This is a genomic window from Streptomyces sp. NPDC058534 (assembly GCF_042717365.1).
Classification (GTDB): Bacteria; Actinomycetota; Actinomycetes; order Streptomycetales; family Streptomycetaceae; genus Streptomyces.
In genome coordinates this window covers 20866-43697 of the sequence record NZ_JBHXNW010000060.1, presented here as the reverse complement: position 1 = coordinate 43697, position 22832 = coordinate 20866, and the positions used below count along the sequence as shown (strand labels likewise).

Here is a 22832-nt window from a genome sequence, read left to right as displayed (position 1 = left end):
ACAGGGCACCCCGGAACGTTCCGGAGTGCCCTGTCGCGGGAGGGGGGGTGGGGTCAGTCCCGGGCCTCCGCCAGCAGCTTCTGGATCCGGCTCACGCCCTCGACGAGGTCCTCGTCGCCGAGCGCGTACGACAGCCGCAGGTACCCGGGCGTACCGAACGCCTCACCCGGCACCACCGCGACCTCGGCCTCCTCCAGGATCAGCGCGGCCAGCTCGACCGTGTCCTGCGGACGCTTGCCGCGGATCTCCTTGCCGACCAGCGCCTTCACCGACGGGTAGGCGTAGAAGGCGCCCTTGGGCTCCGGGCACAGCACGCCGTCGATCTCGTTGAGCATCCGCACGATGGTCTGGCGGCGCCGGTCGAAGGCCTCCCGCATCTTCGCCACGGCGTCCAGGTCGCCGGAGACCGCCGCGATCGCCGCGGCCTGGGCCACGTTGGACACGTTGGAGGTGGCGTGCGACTGGAGGTTCGTCGCGGCCTTGACGACGTCCTTCGGGCCGATGACCCACCCGACCCGCCAGCCGGTCATCGCGTACGTCTTCGCGACACCGTTGACCACGATGCACTTGTCGCGCAGCTCGGGCAGCAGCGCCGGCATGGACACGGAGAAGGCGTCGCCGTAGACGAGGTGCTCGTAGATCTCGTCGGTCAGCACCCACAGGCCGTGCTCGACGGCCCACTGGCCGATCGCCTCGGTCTCGGCCTCGCTGTACACGGCCCCCGTCGGGTTCGACGGCGACACGAAGAGGACGACCTTGGTCCTGTCCGTGCGCGCGGCCTCCAGCTGCTCCACGCTCACCCGGTAGCCGGTCGTCTCGTCGGCGACGACCTCGACGGGCACGCCGCCGGCCAGCCGGATCGACTCCGGGTACGTCGTCCAGTACGGCGCCGGGACGATGACCTCGTCGCCCGGGTCGAGGATCGCGGCGAACGCCTCGTAGATGGCCTGCTTGCCGCCGTTGGTGACGAGGATCTGCGACGGGTCGACCTCGTAGCCGGAGTCGCGCAGCGTCTTGGCGGCGATGGCGGCCTTCAGCTCGGGCAGCCCGCCGGCCGGCGTGTAGCGGTGGTACTTCGGGTTCTTGCACGCCTCGACGGCGGCCTCGACGATGTAGTCCGGCGTCGGGAAGTCGGGCTCACCGGCGCCGAAGCCGATCACCGGACGCCCGGCGGCCTTCAGGGCCTTGGCCTTGGCGTCCACGGCGAGGGTCGCGGACTCGGAGATCGCGCCGACTCGGGCGGAGACCCGGCGCTCGGTGGGAGGGGTTGCAGCGCTCATGACCCCATCGTTCCAGACCGGAAACCGCACCGGCACACGGGTTTCACGGACTGAACAGGACGGGGCACGTTCCAGAACAACAGTCCGGAACCCCGGGCCCGCCTGGGCGATCTTCGGCCAATGCCCCCTGGCGGGGCGCCTCGCCGCCCCATTCTGTTCGACGCCCGGCCCGTGAGCACGTACACTCTCACCTCGTTGGCCTTCAGCAGCCCGCGATCATTCGGTGCACACCAAGCACCCGAGTGGATGCGGTACGTTGGGGGACACACAAAGGGTCGTAGCTCAATTGGTAGAGCACTGGTCTCCAAAACCAGCGGTTGGGGGTTCAAGTCCCTCCGGCCCTGCTACACACACCATCGCCAGGATGTGTGCGCATGTACGTACAGCAATGCACCGCCGTGCGGCTCCAACCGGGCGCGGCACGGCCACGACCCGGAATCAGGTGAGGACGAGTGACGGACGCCGTGGGCTCCATCGACATGCCTGATGCCCAGGACGAGGCGCCGGACAAGAAGTCCCGCAAGGGCGGCAAGCGCGGCAAGAGGGGCCCGCTGAAGCGGATCGCCCTCTTCTACCGCCAGATCGTCGCGGAACTCCGCAAGGTCGTCTGGCCGACCCGCAATCAGCTGACGACGTACACCACCGTGGTGATCATCTTCGTGGTCATCATGATCGGCCTGGTGACTCTGATTGACTATGGCTTCTCTCACGCCGCCAAGTACGTCTTCGGCTGAGTCGAGAGCGAAGGGCGCCGAGGTACCCGGCGCCCCTTTCGCGTGTTCCACCCCTATGTATCCAGGAAGAAGCAGCCACCGTGTCTGACCCGAACGTGAACGACGCCATCGAGCCGGTCGAGTCCGTCGAGGACGAGCCCGGCACAATCGAGGGCGCCGGCAACGAGGACACCCAGGCCTCCGCCGAGGCCGAGGCTGCCGACGACGCCGTCGTCGACGCGGACGAGACCGCAGAGGCCGAGGACGAGACCGCGGAAGCCGCGGACGAGACCGCGGAAGCCGCGGACGACGACACCGCCGAGCAGGCGGACGAGACCGCGGAGGCCGAGCCGGAGCCCGAGCCCGAGCTCGACCCGATCGAGGCGCTCCGCCGCGAGCTGCGCGTCCTCCCCGGCGAGTGGTACGTGATCCACACCTACGCCGGTTACGAGAACCGCGTGAAGACCAACCTCGAACAGCGCGCCGTCTCGCTGAACGTCGAGGACTACATCTTCCAGGCCGAGGTGCCGCAGGAAGAGGTCGTCCAGATCAAGAACGGCGACCGCAAGACGATCCGCCAGAACAAGCTGCCGGGCTACGTCCTGGTCCGCATGGACCTGACCAACGAGTCCTGGGGCGTCGTCCGCAACACCCCCGGCGTCACCGGCTTCGTGGGCAACGCCTACGACCCGTACCCGCTGACGCTGGACGAGATCGTCAAGATGCTCGCCCCGGAGGCCGAGGAGAAGGCCGCCCGCGAGGCCGCCGAGGCCGAGGGCAAGCCGGTGCCGCAGCGCAAGGTCGAGGTCCAGGTCCTGGACTTCGAGGTCGGCGACTCGGTCACCGTCACCGACGGCCCCTTCGCCACGCTCCAGGCCACGATCAACGAGATCAACGCCGACTCGAAGAAGGTCAAGGGCCTCGTCGAGATCTTCGGCCGCGAGACCCCGGTCGAGCTGAGCTTCGACCAGATCCAGAAGAACTAGTACCTCTCACCGGTACCTCTCTGGACGTAACGCTTCCGAACAGGTCGGACGGGCGCAGGCTGCTCGTCTGACCTGCTCGGTTTTTGGCCGCGCATCCATACCCGTTATCGTTGTGCGGTATGCCTGTGTCCGGGTAGCTCCCGGATGCCGGCAGGACCCGAATCGAAAGGACCCGGAGAGCTATGCCTCCCAAGAAGAAGAAGGTCACGGGGCTCATCAAGCTCCAGATCCAGGCCGGTGCCGCGAACCCGGCCCCGCCGGTCGGCCCCGCGCTGGGTCAGCACGGCGTGAACATCATGGAGTTCTGCAAGGCCTACAACGCCGCGACCGAGTCGCAGCGTGGCTGGGTCATCCCGGTGGAGATCACGGTCTACGAGGACCGTTCCTTCACCTTCATCACCAAGACCCCGCCGGCCGCGAAGATGATCCTCAAGGCCGCGGGTGTGGAGAAGGGCTCCGGCGAGCCGCACAAGACCAAGGTCGCGAAGATCACGCGTGACCAGGTCCGTGAGATCGCCACCACGAAGATGCCCGACCTCAACGCCAACGACCTGGACCAGGCGGAGAAGATCATCGCCGGTACCGCCCGTTCCATGGGCGTCACGGTCGAGGGCTGACCTCCACCCCCGTAAGCAAGCCACGCGGCGGTAGCCGCAGGGTCAGGACAGTGTGGCAGGGCCGGCTCGGCCCGCACCACGACTCCTCAGAAGCCAACAGGAGCAGTAGTGAGCAAGCGCAGCAAGTCTCTCCGCGCTGCGGACGCCAAGATCGACCGGGACAAGCTCTACGCCCCGCTCGAGGCCGTCCGTCTCGCCAAGGAGACCTCCACGAGCAAGTTCGACGGCACCGTCGAGGTCGCCTTCCGCCTGGGTGTCGACCCGCGCAAGGCCGACCAGATGGTCCGTGGCACCGTGAACCTCCCGCACGGCACCGGCAAGACCGCCCGGGTCCTGGTCTTCGCGACCGGCGACCGTGCCGAGGCCGCGCGTGCCGCGGGCGCCGACATCGTCGGCGCCGACGAACTGATCGACGAGGTGTCGAAGGGCCGTCTGGACTTCGACGCCGTCGTCGCCACCCCGGACCTCATGGGCAAGGTCGGCCGCCTCGGCCGCGTGCTCGGTCCCCGTGGTCTCATGCCGAACCCGAAGACCGGCACCGTGACCCCGGACGTGACCAAGGCCGTCACCGAGATCAAGGGCGGCAAGATCGAGTTCCGCGTCGACAAGCACTCGAACCTGCACTTCATCATCGGCAAGACGTCGTTCGACGACACCAAGCTGGTGGAGAACTACGGCGCGGCGCTGGAGGAGATCCTCCGTCTCAAGCCGTCCGCCGCGAAGGGCCGGTACATCAAGAAGGCCGCGATCAGCACCACGATCGGCCCCGGCATCCCGATCGACTCCAACCGCACCCGCAACCTCCTCACCGAGGAGGACCCGGCGTCGGTCTGAGCCAACGGCTCGCCCAACCGGTTCACGGGCCCCGCACCTTCCGAGGTGCGGGGCCCGTCCCTTTTCCCGCGACCCTGGGCTAGCGTGCGGGCAGCGGACCCGCGCACGAGGCGCAGGGGGCGCACGGGGCACAGGGGGTGGGCGGATGAGGGGCACGACGGTACGCCGTACGGTCGTCTCGGTCGCGGTGTCGGTCATGCTGGCGGGCGTCACCGCCTGCACGTCCTCCGGCGACCCCGCCGGATCCGCCGCCTCGCCCTCCTCCGCTCCGCGGTCCTCCGTCCCGGCGTCCGCCAGCCCTCCCGCCCTCACCGGCCCTTCGGCCGACGCCCTGCGCGCCGTCGAGCGGGCGACCGGACGGGCGGGTTCGGCGCGGGTGGAGTCCACGACCGTGATGGGCAGCGAGCTGTCCCTGGAGGCCACCGGCGCCCTCGGCTGGCACGACGGCCTCACCGGCACCCTCATGATCACGTACACCGGTGGCACGACCGCCGAGACGATGCGCCGGCTGGGCACCACCGCGATGGAGGCCCGGTACCTGGCCGACGCCTACTACGCCCGCATGGGCGACGAGTTCGCCGCCCGGGTCGGCGGACGGCACTGGATCAAGTACGTCTACGCCGACCTGGAGGACCTCGGCGGCGACGCGGGCGCCGGGTTCGCGGACCAGATGCGTAACACCACGCCCCACCAGGCGGTGAAGCTGCTGCTGACCGCCAAGGACGTACGCAAGGTGGGCGAGGAGGAGACGCGCGGCCGACGCGCCACCCACTGGTCCGGCACGGTCGGCGGGTCCACCGCCCAGACCGTCGACATCTGGGTAGACGACCGGAACCTGCTGGTCAAGAAGGTCGAGCGGGGGCGGACGAAGACCGGGGAGCTGAACCAGACCGCGTACTACAGCGACTACGGCGTCACGGTCTTTGCCGAACGGCCACCGGCCGCGGACACGGCCGACTTCAAGGAACTGCTGGCGGCGCAGGACGGCTAGCGGGCTGTGCTCCTTGAATCCCGTGGGGGGATACCGATGAAGACTTCCGTACGTGTGCCCGTGGGCGCCGCACTGGCCGCGCTGCTGCTCGCCGGCGGAGCGGTGGGCTGTTCCGAGGGGGGCGGGACCGAGGGGTCCCCGGAGATGACGCCCGCGGCGGCCGTCGCCAAGGCGGCGAAGAACACCGAGGAGATCGACTCCATCCGGTACCGGATGACCGGCCGGGCCCCCGAGGAGGGCCGCGTCAAGGCCGAGGCGCAGATGCAGATCAAGCCCACGCTAGCGATGAGCATGAAGATGACGGCGCTGGACCAGGGCGCCGACGGGAGCGCGGAGATCCGGCTCGTCGACAAGGCGATGTACATCGGCGGCGGTGCCCAGGCCGCCAAGGAGATGGACGGCAAGAGCTGGATCAAGTTCGACATGGCCGCGATCGGTGCCGAGGAGGAGCTGAACCAGCTGGGCGGCGCCTCCCAGGCCGACAAGAACCCGGCGACCGAGTCCACCTTCCTCACCGGGGCCAAGGACGTGGAAAAGGTCGGCACCGAGACCGTCGACGGCGTGAAGACCACCCACTACAAGGGCACGGTCACCGTCGCCGACCTGGAGAAGTCCCTCGGGGACGAGGACAAGGCCACCCGGGAGAAGCGCCGGAAGAGCCTTGAGCAGTACGAGAAGATGGGCATCGGCATGATGAAGGAGGCCCAGCAGGGCTGAGCCGCCCGCCGTCCGGGTAGCGGCTGGGGCGGATTTGCTTGACACTGCCCCGGTCCCGTACGCTTCCACAGAAGCCAAAGACCGCTGGTCGTTGCCGTGTGCTCGTTGGAGTGCACGGTGGCCGAAGGATCCGCTGAACTGCGGACGACCCGCGCAGGTGACTGTGGATGAGCTCCCGGAGTCCGCGCCTCGTGCGTGTGAGCGACGGTCGAGCCACGCCCCGTGCGCCTGCGCCGGGGCGTTTCGTTTTCCCCAGTCCTCCTTCGGGTCCGCGCGGTCCGAATCACCCGGAAGGAGGCCGAGACTCTATGGCGACGCCCGACAAGGCTGCCGCGGTTGCCGAGCTGACGGACAAGTTCCGCAGCTCCAACGCCGCCGTGCTGACCGAGTACCGCGGTCTCACCGTGGCGCAGCTCAAGACGCTGCGCCGGTCGCTCGGTGAGAACGCCCAGTACGCCGTGGTGAAGAACACGCTGACCAAGATTGCGGCCAACGAGGCCGGGATCTCGACGCTGGACGACCACTTCAATGGTCCGACGGCTGTCGCCTTCATCACCGGTGACCCGGTGGTGTCGGCGAAGGGTCTGCGCGACTTCGCCAAGGACAACCCCAACCTCGTCATCAAGGGCGGTGTCCTTGACGGCAAGGCGCTGTCCGCCGACGAGATCAAGAAGCTTGCGGACCTCGAGTCCCGCGAGGTTCTGCTCTCCAAGCTGGCGGGTGCCTTCAAGGGCAAGCAGTCCCAGGCTGCTCAGCTCTTCCAGGCGCTTCCCTCGAAGCTCGTCCGCACCGTGGACGCGCTCCGTGCCAAGCAGGACGAGCAGGGCGGTGCCGAGTAACTCGGCTCGCTTTCTGATCCGGGCCGCCTGAGCGCGGCACGGGTCGCAGCGGGCCGACGTACGCCCGCCTCACCCCGTACATCCGGCACCTGCCGAATTAGTGGAAGGACCGCCATCATGGCGAAGCTCAGCCAGGACGACCTGCTCGCCCAGTTCGAGGAGATGACCCTCATCGAGCTCTCCGAGTTCGTGAAGGCCTTCGAGGACAAGTTCGACGTCACCGCCGCCGCCGCGGTCGCCGCCGCCCCGGCCGGCCCGGCCGCCCCCGCCGAGGCCGAGGCCGAGCAGGACGAGTTCGACGTCATCCTCACCGGTGCCGGCGACAAGAAGATCCAGGTCATCAAGGTCGTGCGCGAGCTGACCTCCCTGGGTCTGAAGGAGGCCAAGGACCTCGTCGACGGCGCCCCGAAGCCCGTCCTCGAGAAGGTCGCCAAGGACGCCGCCGAGAAGGCCGCCGAGTCCCTCAAGGGCGCCGGCGCCTCCGTCGAGGTCAAGTAGGACCACGAAGGCACCACGGATCCGTCAGGGTCTGTAACGCCGTAGCACCGAAGAGCGATCATCCATCCGGGTGGTCGCTCTTCGGCGTACCGGGAGTCCGGCGGCGGCTACCTTGCACGCGTGACGGCGGAGAGTATGGTGATCTTCGTTGTGCCGTCGCCGGGGCCCTGAGAGCCCCTGGCGGCAACCGGTTTGGGCAAGGGGGGCCTTGACGAACCGCACGCAGCGCGCGATTCTCAGGGCGTCGTCACAAGGATCCGAATCCGAGGCATGGATCGACGGCGAAGAGGGCAGTATCTGGGTGCGTTGAGGGCGAGGCCTTGTCGCACAGGTGGTGAGAACAACGAGGAGTGAACACGGTCCCCGAGAACCGCACTGGACATCAGTGTGCCAAGTGGCTACACTGACCCTTTGCGCTGCCTGTTAGCTGCCCCCTGCCCGTCACCAGGGGTCTGCCCTCGCTCGAGCACTGACGACCAGAGCATGCCTGACCTGGCTCTTTAGCCACATCAGGCACCCCCTGTCTTAGTGCACGGAAGAGGGACCGGTACGCGCGTAGTGAGTCCGAGCCCTCGGAAGGACCCCCTCTTGGCCGCCTCGCGCAATGCCTCGATCGCGAATACGAACAACGCTGCCAGCACCGCCCCGCTGCGCATCTCCTTTGCAAAGATCAAGGAGCCCCTCGAGGTTCCGAACCTTCTCGCGCTGCAAACCGAGAGCTTTGACTGGCTGCTCGGCAACGACGCGTGGAAGGCTCGCGTCGAGTCGGCTCTGGAGTCCGGTCGGGACGTCCCCACGAAGTCCGGTCTGGAAGAGATCTTCGAGGAGATCTCGCCGATCGAGGACTTCTCCGGGTCGATGTCGCTGACGTTCCGCGACCACCGTTTCGAGCCCCCCAAGAACAGCATCGACGAGTGCAAGGACCGCGACTTCACGTACGCGGCCCCGCTCTTCGTCACCGCCGAGTTCACCAACAACGAGACCGGCGAGATCAAGTCCCAGACGGTCTTCATGGGCGACTTCCCGCTCATGACCAACAAGGGCACCTTCGTCATCAACGGCACCGAGCGTGTCGTGGTCTCGCAGCTGGTCCGTTCGCCCGGCGTCTACTTCGACTCCTCCATCGACAAGACGTCCGACAAGGACATCTTCTCCACCAAGATCATCCCGTCCCGGGGTGCCTGGCTGGAGATGGAGATCGACAAGCGCGACATGGTCGGTGTGCGCATCGACCGCAAGCGCAAGCAGTCCGTCACCGTCCTGCTCAAGGCGCTCGGTTGGACCACCGAGCAGATCCTGGAGGAGTTCGGCGAGTACGAGTCCATGCGCGCCACCCTGGAGAAGGACCACACCCAGGGCCAGGACGACGCGCTGCTCGACATCTACCGCAAGCTGCGTCCGGGCGAGCCCCCCACCCGTGAGGCCGCGCAGACGCTTCTGGAGAACCTGTACTTCAACCCGAAGCGCTACGACCTCGCCAAGGTCGGCCGCTACAAGGTCAACAAGAAGCTCGGCGCGGACGAGCCGCTGGACGCCGGCGTGCTCACCACCGACGACGTCATCGCCTCCATCAAGTACCTGGTGAAGCTGCACGCCGGTGAGACCGAGACGGTCGGCGAGTCGGGCCGGGAGATCGTCGTCGAGACCGACGACATCGACCACTTCGGCAACCGCCGCATCCGCAACGTCGGCGAGCTGATCCAGAACCAGGTCCGTACGGGTCTCGCCCGTATGGAGCGTGTCGTGCGCGAGCGCATGACCACGCAGGACGTCGAGGCGATCACGCCGCAGACCCTGATCAACATCCGGCCGGTCGTAGCCTCCATCAAGGAGTTCTTCGGCACCAGCCAGCTGTCCCAGTTCATGGACCAGAACAACCCGCTGTCGGGCCTGACGCACAAGCGTCGTCTCAACGCGCTCGGCCCGGGTGGTCTCTCCCGTGAGCGGGCCGGCTTCGAGGTCCGTGACGTTCACCCGTCGCACTACGGCCGCATGTGCCCGATCGAGACGCCCGAAGGCCCGAACATCGGTCTGATCGGCTCGCTCGCCTCGTACGGCCGGATCAACCCGTTCGGCTTCATCGAGACGCCGTACCGCAAGGTCGTCGACGGCCGGGTCACCGATGAGGTGGACTACCTGACCGCCGACGAGGAGGACCGCTTCGTCATCGCGCAGGCCAACGCCACGCTCAACGACGACATGCGGTTCTCCGAGGCCCGCGTCCTGGTCCGCCGTCGTGGCGGCGAGGTCGACTACGTCCCCGGTGACGACGTCGACTACATGGACGTCTCGCCGCGCCAGATGGTGTCGGTCGCGACCGCGATGATCCCGTTCCTGGAGCACGACGACGCCAACCGTGCCCTCATGGGCGCGAACATGATGCGCCAGGCCGTGCCGCTCATCAAGAGCGAGTCCCCGCTCGTCGGCACCGGCATGGAGTACCGCTCCGCCGCCGACGCCGGTGACGTGGTCAAGGCCGAGAAGGCGGGTGTGGTCCAGGAGGTCTCCGCGGACTACATCACCACCACCAACGACGACGGCACGTACATCACGTACCGCCTGGCCAAGTTCTCCCGGTCCAACCAGGGCACCTCGGTCAACCAGAAGGTCGTCGTCGCCGAGGGCGACCGGCTCATCGAGGGCCAGGTCCTGGCCGACGGTCCGGCCACCGAGAACGGCGAGATGGCGCTCGGCAAGAACCTGCTGGTCGCGTTCATGCCGTGGGAGGGTCACAACTACGAGGACGCGATCATCCTGTCGCAGCGCCTCGTGCAGGACGACGTCCTCTCCTCGATCCACATCGAGGAGCACGAGGTCGACGCCCGTGACACCAAGCTCGGCCCCGAGGAGATCACCCGGGACATCCCGAACGTCTCCGAGGAGGTCCTCGCCGACCTCGACGAGCGCGGCATCATCCGCATCGGTGCCGAGGTCGTCGCCGGCGACATCCTCGTCGGCAAGGTCACGCCCAAGGGTGAGACGGAGCTGACCCCGGAGGAGCGCCTGCTCCGCGCGATCTTCGGTGAGAAGGCGCGCGAGGTGCGCGACACCTCCCTGAAGGTGCCGCACGGTGAGATCGGCAAGGTCATCGGCGTCCGCGTCTTCGACCGCGAGGAGGGCGACGAGCTTCCCCCCGGTGTGAACCAGCTGGTGCGCGTGTACGTGGCGCAGAAGCGCAAGATCACCGACGGTGACAAGCTCGCCGGCCGCCACGGCAACAAGGGCGTCATCTCCAAGATCAACCCGATCGAGGACATGCCGTTCCTGGAGGACGGCACGCCCGTCGACATCATCCTCAACCCGCTGGGTGTCCCGTCCCGAATGAACCCGGGGCAGGTCCTGGAGATCCACCTCGGCTGGCTCGCCAGCCGAGGCTGGGACGTCTCCGGCCTCGCGGAGGAGTGGGCCGAGCGGCTCCAGGCCATCGGCGCCGACAAGGTCGAGCCCGGCACCAACGTCGCCACCCCGGTCTTCGACGGTGCGCGCGAGGACGAGCTGGCCGGTCTGCTCCAGCACACCATCCCGAACCGCGACGGCGAGCGCATGGTGCTCCCGTCCGGCAAGGCGCGGCTGTTCGACGGCCGCTCCGGTGAGCCGTTCCCGGAGCCGATCTCGGTCGGCTACATGTACATCCTCAAGCTGCACCACCTGGTCGACGACAAGCTGCACGCCCGGTCGACCGGCCCGTACTCGATGATCACCCAGCAGCCGCTGGGTGGTAAGGCCCAGTTCGGTGGCCAGCGCTTCGGTGAGATGGAGGTGTGGGCGCTGGAGGCTTACGGCGCCGCGTACGCCCTCCAGGAGCTGCTGACCATCAAGTCCGACGACGTCACCGGCCGCGTGAAGGTCTACGAGGCCATCGTCAAGGGCGAGAACATCCCTGAGCCCGGCATCCCCGAGTCCTTCAAGGTGCTCATCAAGGAGATGCAGTCCCTGTGCCTCAACGTGGAGGTGCTGTCCTCGGACGGCATGTCCATCGAGATGCGTGACACCGACGAGGACGTCTTCCGCGCCGCGGAGGAGCTTGGCATCGACCTGTCCCGGCGCGAGCCGAGCAGCGTCGAAGAGGTCTGACGGGAGTCAGGCGGGGCCTCTCACGCAGAGGCCCCGCCGATCCCGCGACCCCCGTTTCAGACCACAGACTTACAACCCTGAGAGGGATTGACGCATAGTGCTCGACGTCAACTTCTTCGACGAGCTCCGGATCGGTCTGGCCACCGCTGACGACATCCGTCAGTGGAGCCACGGCGAGGTCAAGAAGCCCGAGACCATCAACTACCGCACCCTCAAGCCCGAGAAGGACGGACTCTTCTGCGAGAAGATCTTCGGTCCGACCCGGGACTGGGAGTGCTACTGCGGCAAGTACAAGCGCGTCCGCTTCAAGGGCATCATCTGCGAGCGCTGTGGCGTCGAGGTCACGCGCGCCAAGGTGCGCCGTGAGCGGATGGGCCACATCGAGCTGGCCGCTCCCGTCACCCACATCTGGTACTTCAAGGGCGTCCCGTCGCGCCTCGGCTACCTGCTCGACCTCGCCCCGAAGGACCTGGAAAAGGTCATCTACTTCGCGGCGTACATGATCACGTTCGTCGACGAGGAGCGCCGTACGCGCGACCTGCCGTCGCTGGAGGCCCACGTCTCCGTCGAGCGCCAGCAGATCGAGCAGCGCCGCGACTCCGACCTGGAGGCCCGCGCCAAGAAGCTCGAGACCGACCTGGCCGAGCTGGAGGCCGAGGGCGCCAAGGCCGATGTGCGCCGCAAGGTGCGCGAGGGTGCCGAGCGTGAGATGAAGCAGCTGCGCGACCGTGCGCAGCGCGAGATCGACCGCCTCGACGAGGTGTGGAACCGGTTCAAGAACCTCAAGGTCCAGGACCTGGAGGGCGACGAGCTGCTCTACCGCGAGCTGCGCGACCGCTTCGGCACCTACTTCGACGGCTCGATGGGCGCCGCCGCGCTGCAGAAGCGCCTGGAGTCCTTCGACCTCAACGAGGAGGCCGAGCGCCTCCGCGAGATCATCCGTACCGGCAAGGGCCAGAAGAAGACCCGTGCGCTCAAGCGCCTCAAGGTCGTCTCCGCGTTCCTGCAGACCAGCAACAGCCCCAAGGGCATGGTGCTCGACTGCGTGCCGGTCATCCCGCCGGACCTGCGTCCGATGGTGCAGCTGGACGGTGGCCGCTTCGCGACCTCCGACCTGAACGACCTGTACCGCCGCGTCATCAACCGCAACAACCGCCTGAAGCGGCTTCTCGACCTCGGCGCGCCCGAGATCATCGTGAACAACGAGAAGCGCATGCTCCAGGAGGCCGTCGACGCGCTCTTCGACAACGGCCGCCGTGGCCGCCCGGTGACGGGCCCCGGCAACCGTCCGCTGAAGTCGCTGTCCGACATGCTCAAGGGCAAGCAGGGCCGCTTCCGTCAGAACCTGCTCGGCAAGCGAGTCGACTACTCGGCGCGTTCCGTCATCGTCGTCGGCCCGCAGCTGAAGCTGCACCAGTGCGGTCTGCCCAAGGCCATGGCGCTGGAGCTCTTCAAGCCGTTCGTGATGAAGCGCCTGGTCGACCTGAACCACGCGCAGAACATCAAGAGCGCCAAGCGCATGGTCGAGCGCGGCCGCACGGTCGTGTACGACGTGCTGGAAGAGGTCATCGCGGAGCACCCGGTTCTGCTGAACCGCGCTCCCACGCTGCACCGCCTCGGCATCCAGGCCTTCGAGCCGCAGCTGGTCGAGGGCAAGGCCATCCAGATCCACCCGCTCGTCTGCACCGCGTTCAACGCGGACTTCGACGGTGACCAGATGGCCGTGCACCTGCCGCTGTCCGCGGAGGCGCAGGCCGAGGCCCGCATCCTGATGCTGTCCTCGAACAACATCCTCAAGCCGGCCGACGGCCGTCCGGTGACGATGCCGACCCAGGACATGGTCCTCGGTCTGTTCTTCCTCACCACCGACGGCGAGGGCCGGGACCTCAAGGGCGAGGGCCGCGCCTTCGGCTCCGCCGCCGAGGCGATCATGGCGTTCGACGCGGGCGACCTGTCGCTCCAGTCGAAGGTCGACATCCGCTTCCCGGTGGGCACCATCCCGCCCCGCGGCTGGGAGCCCCCGGCGCGCGAGGAGGGTGAGCCGGAGTGGCAGCAGGGTGACACCTTCACCCTGAAGACCACGCTGGGCCGCGCGCTCTTCAACGAGCTGCTGCCCGAGGACTACCCGTTCGTCGACTACGAGGTCGGCAAGAAGCAGCTCTCCGAGATCGTCAACGACCTCGCCGAGCGCTACCCGAAGGTCATCGTGGCGGCGACGCTCGACAACCTGAAGGCGGCCGGCTTCTTCTGGGCGACCCGTTCCGGTGTCACCGTGGCCATCTCCGACGTCGTCGTTCCCGAGGCGAAGAAGGAGATCGTCAAGGGCTACGAGGCGCAGGACGAGAAGGTCCAGAAGCAGTACGAGCGCGGTCTGATCACCAAGGACGAGCGCACGCAGGAGCTCATCGCGATCTGGACCAAGGCGACCAACGAGGTCGCCGAGGCGATGAACGAGAACTTCCCGAAGACCAACCCGATCTTCATGATGGTGAACTCGGGCGCACGAGGCAACATGATGCAGATGCGTCAGATTGCCGGTATGCGTGGTCTGGTGTCCAACGCGAAGAACGAGACGATCCCGCGTCCCATCAAGGCCTCCTTCCGTGAGGGCCTGTCCGTGCTGGAGTACTTCATCTCCACGCACGGTGCCCGTAAGGGTCTGGCGGACACCGCTCTGCGTACCGCCGACTCGGGTTACCTCACGCGTCGTCTGGTCGACGTCTCCCAGGACGTCATCATTCGCGAGGAGGACTGCGGCACCGAGCGCGGTCTCAAGCTGCCGATCGCCTCGCGTGACGCGGACGGGACGCTGCGCAAGGCCGAGGACGTCGAGACCAGCGTGTACGCCCGCATGCTCGCCGAGGACGTCGTCATCGACGGCAAGGTGATCGCGCCGGCCAACGTCGACCTCGGTGACGTCCTGATCGACGCCCTGCTTGCCAACGGTGTCGAGGAGGTCAAGACCCGTTCGATCCTGACCTGCGAGTCCCAGGTCGGCACCTGCGCCATGTGCTACGGCCGCTCGCTGGCCACCGGCAAGCTGGTCGACATCGGTGAGGCGGTCGGCATCATCGCCGCCCAGTCCATCGGTGAGCCCGGTACCCAGCTGACGATGCGTACCTTCCACACCGGTGGTGTGGCCGGTGACGACATCACCCAGGGTCTGCCGCGTGTCGTCGAGCTCTTCGAGGCCCGTACCCCGAAGGGTGTGGCCCCGATCTCCGAGGCCTCCGGCCGCGTCCGGATCGAGGAGACCGAGAAGACCAAGAAGCTCGTCGTCACCCCGGACGACGGCAGCGACGAGACGCCGTTCCCGATCTCGAAGCGTGCCCGTCTGCTCGTGGGCGAGGGCGACCACGTCGAGGTGGGCCAGAAGCTCACCGTGGGTGCCACCAACCCGCACGACGTGCTGCGCATCCTGGGTCAGCGTGCCGTCCAGGTCCACCTGGTCGGCGAGGTCCAGAAGGTCTACAACTCGCAGGGTGTGTCGATCCACGACAAGCACATCGAGATCATCATCCGGCAGATGCTGCGCCGTGTGACGATCATCGAGTCGGGCGACGCGGAGCTGCTGCCCGGCGAGCTGGTCGAGCGCACGAAGTTCGAGACCGAGAACCGTCGTGTGGTCCAGGAGGGCGGTCACCCGGCCTCCGGTCGTCCGCAGCTGATGGGTATCACCAAGGCCTCGCTGGCGACGGAGTCCTGGCTGTCGGCCGCCTCCTTCCAGGAGACGACCCGAGTGCTGACGGACGCGGCGATCAACGCCAAGTCCGACAGCCTCATCGGCCTCAAGGAGAACGTCATCATCGGTAAGCTCATCCCGGCCGGTACGGGCCTGTCCCGCTACCGCAACATCCGGGTCGAGCCGACCGAGGAGGCCAAGGCCGCGATGTACTCGGCCGTCGGCTACGACGACATCGACTACTCGCCGTTCGGCACGGGCTCCGGCCAGGCCGTTCCGCTGGAGGACTACGACTACGGTCCGTACAACCAGTAAGCGAGCAGCATGAACGAAGGGCGGTCACCCCGTGGGGTGGCCGCCCTTCGGCGTTCTCGCGCGGGGGTGGTTACGGCACGCCCAGCTCGAAGATGACGTAGTGCGCGTACCAGCCGGAGGCGAGCGCGGCGGTGGAGAAGAAGACCACCAGGCTCGGGAGCTTCAGGCGGCTCAGGGCCGCGGCGGGGGCCAGCAGCAGGGGGAAGGCCGGCAGCAGGTAGCGCATCGTGTTGCCGAACATCTGCTGGGTGCCGAGGACCGTGACGATGGACGCCAGGGTGTAGGCGACCAGGACCAGCGGGGGCCGCTTGCGCAGCATCAGGGCGATCAGGAAGGGCAGCGCGAGGACCAGCTGGAGGGAGAGCAGGTCCGGGGTGGAGAAGGCGAAGTGGTAGTCGCCCTTGCCCACCGCTAGGTTGCGCAGCACGTCCAGGGTGTAGGCGCCGTAGTCGAAGAAGTGGGCCCAGCCGTCGCGCTGGAGGGTGAAGTACGCGGTGGCCTCGCCCGTGCTCCAGCCGACCCAGGCGATGTAGCCGAGCAGGCCGAGGGGGGCGACGAGCATGGCGTACACCGGGCCGCGCACCCCGTGCTCGCGTCTGGTCGCGGGGCGGGCCAGCGTTACCAGGGCGGCGAGTCCCACGGCGCCGATGAGCACGGCGGACGTGGGGCGGTTCAGGCCGGCGGTGAAGGCGAGCAGGCCGGCCACCACCCAGCGCCGGGTCATCACCGCGTAGCAGGCCCAGGCGGCGATGGCGACGAACAGGGACTCGGAGTAGACGGCCCACTCGACGCCCGCGCCGGGGGCCACGGCCCACAGACCGGCCGCGATGGTGCCCGCGCGGGCACCCGCGAGCAGCGAGATCACGGCGTAGATGCCCGCCGCCGCGATGAACGACGAGACGACGGAGACCAGGATCCCGGAGCCGTACAGGCCGAGGCCGGTGGACTCCGAGACCATGCGGATCAGGGCCGGGTAGAGGGGGAAGAACGCTACCGAGTTCTGCTGGACCGTGAACAGGCCGTCGGAGTCGAGCCGGACCAGGGAGGGGTGGTAGCCGTGTTCGGCGACCTGGAGGTACCACCAGCCGTCCCAGGTGGCCAGGACGTCCCACCAGTGGGCGCCGCCGCCGAAGCGCGGGTTCTTCTCCCGGAAGTCCCCGGCGTACGTCAGCAGGGCGGCGAAGACGCCGAGGCCGACCAGCTTCGTGACGCCGTACAGCAGGAGCGGGGCCAGGTAGGGCCGGGCGCCGTCCGGCAGGCGGGGCGGCCAGGTGGTCCAGGGGCGTTCCCGGGGCCCGTCGGGCCGTGCCCTGCGTGCGCCGTCCGACCCGTCGGTCACCGTGTCGTCGGCAGCCGTGTCCATGGCTGTCATCCCCCTTGGCCCACCCTCAACCGTCAGTTGCTGCCATAAGATCGCACAAGAGTCGCACATCTGTGCTCGGTGTCAGGGAGAGGGGAGGCGCGGTGCCCGAGGAACCGGACGCGGAGCGGCACGAACCCGTAGTGCTGTCGGTCGTCATACCCGTGTTCAACGAGGAAGAGGTCCTGCCCGCGCTGGTCAGCAGGTTGCGCCCGGTCCTGACGGAGCTGGGTGTGCGGCACGAGGTCGTCGTGGTGGACGACGGCAGCGGCGACCGTACGGCGGAGCTGCTCGCCGCCTTCCGGCTGGGCTGGCCGGAGCTGCGCGTGGTCTCTCTGCGGCGCAACTCCGGACACCAGGCGGCCCTCACCGCGGGTCTTGACCGGGCCGTGGGCGCCTACGTCGTCAGTCTCGACGCCGACCTCCAGGACCCGCCGGAGAAGATCCCCGAGATGCTGGCGCTGGCCCGTGCGCAGGGGCTGGACATCGTCTACGGCGTGCGGGCCGACCGCAGCAGCGACTCCGGGTTCAAGCGGTGGTCGGCGGGCGTCTACTACCGCCTGATGCGGCGCCTGGCGGGCCCGTCGGTGCTCGCTCAGGCCGGCGACTTCCGGCTGCTCAGCCGGGCCGCCGTGGACGCGCTGAAGGCCCTGCCCGACCAGCAGCGGGTCTACCGGCTCCTCGTGCCCTGGCTGGGCTTCCCGAGCGGCCGGGTGACGTACGAGCGCGCGCCGCGCACCGCCGGCCGGACGAAGTATCCGCTGGGCCGGATGATCCGCCTCGCCGTCGACAGCGTCACCGGCTTCTCGGCGGCTCCGCTGCGCATCGCCACCTGGCTGGGCGCCGGTGCCTTCGTGGTCTGCCTGGGGCTGCTGGTCTACACGCTGACCGCCTTCGCGCTGGGCCGCACGGTCCCCGGCTGGACCTCGCTCTTCACCGGCATCGTGTTCATCGGCGCGGTGCAGCTGATCTGCGTCGGGCTGCTCGGTGAGTATGTCGGGCGCATATACACGGCGGTGCAGAACCGGCCGACGTACTTCGTCCGGGACGACACGGCGGCGCCCGCACCCGCACCCGGACCCGCACCCGGGGACGGGTCGATAGGGGCACAGCGCGACGAATCGGGTACGGACACCCCCGCCGCCCATTTGTTTTGACCGCAGCGAATGCGATAGGTACGCTCAGACCTTGTGCCTGGGGTGTGCCCTGGCCCTCGTGCGTGTCTTCAACCGCGGTGAGGGCCGTGACCGGCCACCGCAATCCGCGCTTTCTCCTGCCTGGTGGCAGGGGTTCGCGGCTTCGACACACCCGACCGCGTGGGTCGGCGACGTTCCAGGTTAGCTTCACCATTCGGCACACAGAAACCGGAGAAGTAGTGCCTACGATCCAGCAGCTGGTCCGGAAGGGCCGGCAGGACAAGGTCGAGAAGAACAAGACGCCCGCACTCGAGGGTTCCCCTCAGCGCCGTGGCGTCTGCACGCGTGTGTTCACGACCACCCCGAAGAAGCCGAACTCGGCCCTGCGTAAGGTCGCGCGTGTGCGTCTGACCAGCGGGATCGAGGTCACCGCTTACATTCCGGGTGAGGGACACAACCTGCAGGAGCACTCCATCGTGCTCGTGCGCGGCGGCCGTGTGAAGGACCTGCCCGGTGTTCGCTACAAGATCATCCGCGGCTCGCTTGACACCCAGGGTGTCAAGAACCGCAAGCAGGCCCGCAGCCGCTACGGCGCCAAGAAGGAGAAGTAGAAATGCCTCGTAAGGGCCCCGCCCCGAAGCGCCCGGTCATCATCGACCCGGTCTACGGTTCTCCTCTGGTGACCTCCCTCATCAACAAGGTGCTCATGAACGGCAAGCGCTCCACCGCCGAGCGCATCGTTTACGGCGCCATGGAGGGCCTGCGCGAGAAGACCAGCAACGACCCGGTCATCACGCTGAAGCGCGCTCTCGAGAACATCAAGCCGACCCTCGAGGTCAAGTCCCGCCGCGTCGGTGGTGCGACGTACCAGGTGCCGATCGAGGTCAAGCCCGGTCGCGCCAACACCCTCGCGCTGCGCTGGCTCGTCGGTTACTCCCGCGCCCGTCGCGAGAAGACCATGACCGAGCGTCTGCTCAACGAGCTCCTCGACGCCTCCAACGGCCTCGGTGCCGCTGTGAAGAAGCGCGAGGACACGCACAAGATGGCCGAGTCCAACAAGGCCTTCGCGCACTACCGCTGGTAGTCGCTACCCCCATCGAGACCGAGAGAAGACCGAAGCCTTATGGCTACCACTTCACTTGACCTGGCCAAGGTCCGCAACATCGGGATCATGGCCCACATCGACGCGGGCAAGACGACCACCACCGAGCGGATCCTGTTCTACACCGGCGTCAGCTACAAGATCGGTGAGGTCCACGACGGCGCCGCCACGATGGACTGGATGGAGCAGGAGCAGGAGCGTGGCATCACGATCACGTCTGCTGCGACCACCTGTCACTGGCCGCTCGAGGACAACGACTACACGATCAACATCATCGACACCCCGGGGCACGTCGACTTCACCGTCGAGGTGGAGCGTTCCCTGCGTGTGCTCGACGGTGCCGTGACCGTGTTCGACGGTGTCGCCGGTGTCGAGCCGCAGTCCGAGACGGTGTGGCGTCAGGCCGACCGTTACGGCGTGCCCCGCATCTGCTTCGTGAACAAGCTGGACCGTACCGGCGCCGAGTTCCACCGCTGCGTGGAGATGATCTCGGACCGCCTGGGCGCCCAGCCGCTCGTCATGCAGCTCCCGATCGGTGCCGAGGCCGACTTCAAGGGCGTCGTGGACCTGGTCCGCATGAAGGCGCTCGTGTGGTCCGCCGAGGCCGCCAAGGGCGAGATGTACGACACCGTCGACATCCCGGCCACGCACGCCGAGGCCGCCGAGGAGTGGCGCGGCAAGCTGGTCGAGGCCGTCGCGGAGAACGACGAAGAGATCATGGAGCTGTTCCTGGAGGGCCAGGAGCCCACCGAGGAGCAGCTGTACGCCGCGATCCGTCGCATCACCATCGCCTCCGGCAAGTCCGAGGACACCACGGTCACCCCGGTGTTCTGCGGCACCGCGTTCAAGAACAAGGGCGTCCAGCCCCTGCTCGACGCGGTCGTGCGCTACCTGCCGACCCCGCTCGACGTCGAGGCCATCGAGGGCCACGACGTCAAGGACCCCGAGGTCGTCGTCACGCGCAAGCCGTCGGAGGAGGAGCCCCTCTCCGCCCTCGCGTTCAAGATCATGAGCGACCCGCACCTCGGCAAGCTCACCTTCGTCCGGGTCTACTCCGGCCGCCTGGTGTCCGGCACCGCCGTGCTGAACTCCGTCAAGGGCCGCAAGGAGCGCATCGGCAAGATCTACCGCATGCACGCGAACAAGCGTGAGGAGATCGAGTCGGTGGGCGCCGGTGACATCGTCGCCGTCATGGGCCTGAAGCAGACCACCACCGGTGAGACGCTGTCCGACGACAAGAAGCCGGTCATCCTGGAGTCCATGGACTTCCCGGCGCCGGTCATCCAGGTCGCCATCGAGCCCAAGTCGAAGGGTGACCAGGAGAAGCTGGGCGTCGCGATCCAGCGCCTGGCCGAGGAGGACCCGTCCTTCCAGGTTCACACGAACGAGGAGACGGGCCAGACCATCATCGGTGGTATGGGTGAGCTGCACCTCGAGGTGCTGGTCGACCGTATGCGCCGTGAGTTCAAGGTCGAGGCCAACGTCGGCAAGCCGCAGGTCGCGTACCGCGAGACGATCCGCAAGACCGTCGAGCGCGTGGACTACACCCACAAGAAGCAGACCGGTGGTACCGGTCAGTTCGCCAAGGTGCAGATCGCGATCGAGCCCATCGAGGGCGGCGACGCGTCGTACGAGTTCGTGAACAAGGTCACCGGTGGCCGCATCCCGAAGGAGTACATCCCTTCGGTGGACGCCGGTGCGCAGGAGGCCATGCAGTTCGGCATCCTGGCCGGCTACGAGATGACCGGCGTTCGCGTGACGCTCATCGACGGTGGCTACCACGAGGTCGACTCCTCCGAGCTCGCCTTCAAGATCGCCGGTTCGCAGGCCTTCAAGGAGGCCGCGCGCAAGGCTTCGCCCGTGCTCCTGGAGCCGATGATGGCCGTCGAGGTCACCACGCCCGAGGACTACATGGGTGACGTCATCGGCGACATCAACTCCCGCCGTGGCCAGATCCAGGCCATGGAGGAGCGGATGGGTGCCCGCGTCGTGAAGGGCCTCGTGCCGCTGTCGGAGATGTTCGGCTACGTCGGAGACCTCCGCAGCAAGACGTCGGGTCGCGCAAGCTACTCGATGCAGTTCGACTCCTACGCCGAGGTTCCCCGGAACGTCGCCGAGGAGATCATCGCGAAGGCCAAGGGCGAGTAACGGACTCCGTTACCGGACCGCGTTCTCACGCTTTAGGCTTGACCCCGGAGCCTGCATGGGGCATTCCGCCACAACCCGGCGGAATGCCCCGGCACCCGGGCTTTCCAGCAAAGATCACCTGGCGCCGATGAGTAAGGCGTACAGAACCACTCCACAGGAGGACCCCAGTGGCGAAGGCGAAGTTCGAGCGGACTAAGCCGCACGTCAACATCGGCACCATCGGTCACATCGACCACGGTAAGACGACCCTCACGGCCGCCATTACCAAGGTGCTGCATGACGCGTACCCGGACCTGAACGAGGCCTCGGCCTTCGACCAGATCGACAAGGCTCCTGAGGAGCGCCAGCGCGGTATCACCATCTCCATCGCGCACGTCGAGTACCAGACGGAGACGCGTCACTACGCCCACGTCGACTGCCCCGGTCACGCGGACTACATCAAGAACATGATCACGGGTGCGGCGCAGATGGACGGCGCCATCCTCGTGGTCGCCGCCACCGACGGCCCGATGCCGCAGACCAAGGAGCACGTGCTCCTGGCCCGCCAGGTCGGCGTTCCGTACATCGTCGTCGCCCTGAACAAGGCCGACATGGTGGACGACGAGGAGATCCTGGAGCTCGTCGAGCTCGAGGTGCGTGAGCTCCTCTCCGAGTACGAGTTCCCGGGCGACGACCTGCCGGTCGTCAAGGTCTCGGCGCTCAAGGCTCTCGAGGGCGACAAGGAGTGGGGCAACTCCATCCTCGAGCTGATGAAGGCCGTCGACGAGAGCATCCCGCAGCCCGAGCGTGACGTCGACAAGCCGTTCCTGATGCCGATCGAGGACGTCTTCACGATCACCGGTCGTGGCACCGTCGTCACCGGTCGTATCGAGCGCGGCATCCTCAAGGTCAACGAGACCGTCGACATCGTGGGCATCAAGCAGGAGAAGACCACCACCACGGTCACCGGCATCGAGATGTTCCGCAAGCTGCTCGACGAGGGCCAGGCCGGTGAGAACGTCGGCCTCCTGCTCCGCGGCATCAAGCGCGAGGACGTCGAGCGCGGCCAGGTCATCATCAAGCCGGGCTCGGTCACCCCGCACACCGAGTTCGAGGCGCAGGCCTACATCCTGTCCAAGGACGAGGGTGGCCGCCACACGCCGTTCTTCAACAACTACCGTCCGCAGTTCTACTTCCGTACGACGGACGTGACCGGCGTCGTGACCCTCCCCGAGGGCACCGAGATGGTCATGCCGGGTGACAACACCGAGATGAAGGTGGACCTCATCCAGCCCGTAGCCATGGAAGAGGGCCTGAAGTTCGCCATCCGCGAGGGTGGCCGGACCGTGGGCGCCGGCCAGGTCACCAAGATCAACAAGTAAGCTCCGCTTGCTTGTCGGTCGACCGACCTGACATGGGCTGATGCCTGAAAGGGGCCCGACGACACCCCTCGGAGGGGGCCCTCACCAGAGCCGCGCCGCGCCGCGGGCGCGCCCCCCCCCCCCCCCCCCGCCCCCCCCCCCCCCCCCCCGGCGCGGCCCCCCCCCCGCCCCCCCCCGCC

At 67.6% G+C, this 22832-nt stretch carries 16 protein-coding genes, 1 tRNA gene and 1 pseudogene; 16 read left to right on the top strand and 2 right to left on the bottom strand.

Annotated elements, in window-relative coordinates:
- Nucleotides 1-53 precede the first annotated feature (53 nt).
- On the bottom strand, nt 54-1280 hold the full coding sequence (locus ACFWR9_RS30165) for a pyridoxal phosphate-dependent aminotransferase (protein WP_383847358.1): 1227 nt from the start codon (nt 1278-1280) through the stop codon (nt 54-56).
- A gap of 271 nt (nt 1281-1551) precedes the next feature.
- Between ACFWR9_RS30165 and ACFWR9_RS30160 the strand changes: the two genes are divergently transcribed.
- The 11 genes and pseudogenes from ACFWR9_RS30160 to ACFWR9_RS30110 all read left to right on the top strand — a co-directional run bounded on the left by ACFWR9_RS30160 (nt 1552) and on the right by ACFWR9_RS30110 (nt 15546).
- A tRNA-Trp gene (locus ACFWR9_RS30160) sits at nt 1552-1624 on the top strand.
- 108 nt (nt 1625-1732) lie between these two features.
- Nucleotides 1733-2014, top strand: coding sequence for a preprotein translocase subunit SecE (secE, locus tag ACFWR9_RS30155; protein WP_383847356.1), 282 nt, complete (start codon nt 1733-1735; stop codon nt 2012-2014).
- Nucleotides 2015-2094: 80 nt separating this feature from the next.
- Nucleotides 2095-2979 carry a transcription termination/antitermination protein NusG gene (gene nusG / locus ACFWR9_RS30150; RefSeq protein ID WP_383847354.1) on the top strand — a complete coding sequence of 295 codons (885 nt, stop codon included), beginning with the start codon at nt 2095-2097 and terminating at the stop codon, nt 2977-2979.
- Between the two features lie 182 nt (nt 2980-3161).
- Nucleotides 3162-3596 carry a 50S ribosomal protein L11 gene (gene rplK / locus ACFWR9_RS30145; RefSeq protein ID WP_003974315.1) on the top strand — a complete coding sequence of 145 codons (435 nt, stop codon included), beginning with the start codon at nt 3162-3164 and terminating at the stop codon, nt 3594-3596.
- A 108-nt stretch (nt 3597-3704) separates the two neighbouring features.
- Nucleotides 3705-4430, top strand: coding sequence for a 50S ribosomal protein L1 (gene rplA / locus ACFWR9_RS30140; protein WP_383847352.1), 726 nt, complete (start codon nt 3705-3707; stop codon nt 4428-4430).
- A 145-nt stretch (nt 4431-4575) separates the two neighbouring features.
- On the top strand, nt 4576-5421 hold the full coding sequence (locus tag ACFWR9_RS30135; RefSeq protein ID WP_383847350.1) for a hypothetical protein: 846 nt from the start codon (nt 4576-4578) through the stop codon (nt 5419-5421).
- Between the two features lie 36 nt (nt 5422-5457).
- A pseudogene (locus tag ACFWR9_RS30130) lies at nt 5458-6108 on the top strand (DUF1396 domain-containing protein); the annotation flags it as partial.
- A gap of 338 nt (nt 6109-6446) precedes the next feature.
- Nucleotides 6447-6977 (top strand): 50S ribosomal protein L10, encoded by a 531-nt coding sequence (rplJ, locus tag ACFWR9_RS30125; RefSeq protein ID WP_383847348.1) that lies wholly within the window; start codon nt 6447-6449, stop codon nt 6975-6977.
- 117 nt (nt 6978-7094) lie between these two features.
- On the top strand, nt 7095-7475 hold the full coding sequence (rplL, locus tag ACFWR9_RS30120; RefSeq protein ID WP_383847346.1) for a 50S ribosomal protein L7/L12: 381 nt from the start codon (nt 7095-7097) through the stop codon (nt 7473-7475).
- A gap of 588 nt (nt 7476-8063) precedes the next feature.
- Nucleotides 8064-11549 carry a DNA-directed RNA polymerase subunit beta gene (gene rpoB, locus ACFWR9_RS30115; protein WP_383847344.1) on the top strand — a complete coding sequence of 1162 codons (3486 nt, stop codon included), beginning with the start codon at nt 8064-8066 and terminating at the stop codon, nt 11547-11549.
- Nucleotides 11550-11646: 97 nt separating this feature from the next.
- Entirely contained in the window at nt 11647-15546 is a 3900-nt protein-coding gene (locus ACFWR9_RS30110) for a DNA-directed RNA polymerase subunit beta' (protein WP_383847342.1), read from the top strand.
- Between the two features lie 70 nt (nt 15547-15616).
- On the opposite strand, the gene ACFWR9_RS30105 is transcribed toward ACFWR9_RS30110, so the two are convergent.
- The gene (locus tag ACFWR9_RS30105; protein WP_383847378.1) at nt 15617-16909 is read right to left on the bottom strand and encodes a hypothetical protein; all 1293 of its coding nucleotides are present in this window, start codon (nt 16907-16909) and stop codon (nt 15617-15619) included.
- A gap of 101 nt (nt 16910-17010) precedes the next feature.
- On the opposite strand from ACFWR9_RS30105, the gene ACFWR9_RS30100 reads away from it, so the two are divergent.
- The 5 genes from ACFWR9_RS30100 to tuf all read left to right on the top strand — a co-directional run bounded on the left by ACFWR9_RS30100 (nt 17011) and on the right by tuf (nt 22653).
- The gene (locus tag ACFWR9_RS30100) at nt 17011-18063 is read left to right on the top strand and encodes a glycosyltransferase family 2 protein (protein WP_383847340.1); all 1053 of its coding nucleotides are present in this window, start codon (nt 17011-17013) and stop codon (nt 18061-18063) included.
- Between the two features lie 218 nt (nt 18064-18281).
- Entirely contained in the window at nt 18282-18653 is a 372-nt protein-coding gene (gene rpsL / locus ACFWR9_RS30095; RefSeq protein WP_003948652.1) for a 30S ribosomal protein S12, read from the top strand.
- Nucleotides 18654-18655: 2 nt separating this feature from the next.
- Complete coding sequence (gene rpsG, locus ACFWR9_RS30090; protein WP_031045724.1) at nt 18656-19126, top strand: 30S ribosomal protein S7; 471 nt, start codon at nt 18656-18658, stop codon at nt 19124-19126.
- 39 nt (nt 19127-19165) lie between these two features.
- Nucleotides 19166-21292 (top strand): elongation factor G, encoded by a 2127-nt coding sequence (gene fusA / locus ACFWR9_RS30085; RefSeq protein WP_383847338.1) that lies wholly within the window; start codon nt 19166-19168, stop codon nt 21290-21292.
- Nucleotides 21293-21459: 167 nt separating this feature from the next.
- A complete protein-coding gene (gene tuf, locus ACFWR9_RS30080) occupies nt 21460-22653 on the top strand; it encodes an elongation factor Tu (protein WP_383847336.1) in 1194 nt (397 codons plus the stop codon).
- The last annotated feature ends 179 nt before the right edge of the window (nt 22654-22832 follow it).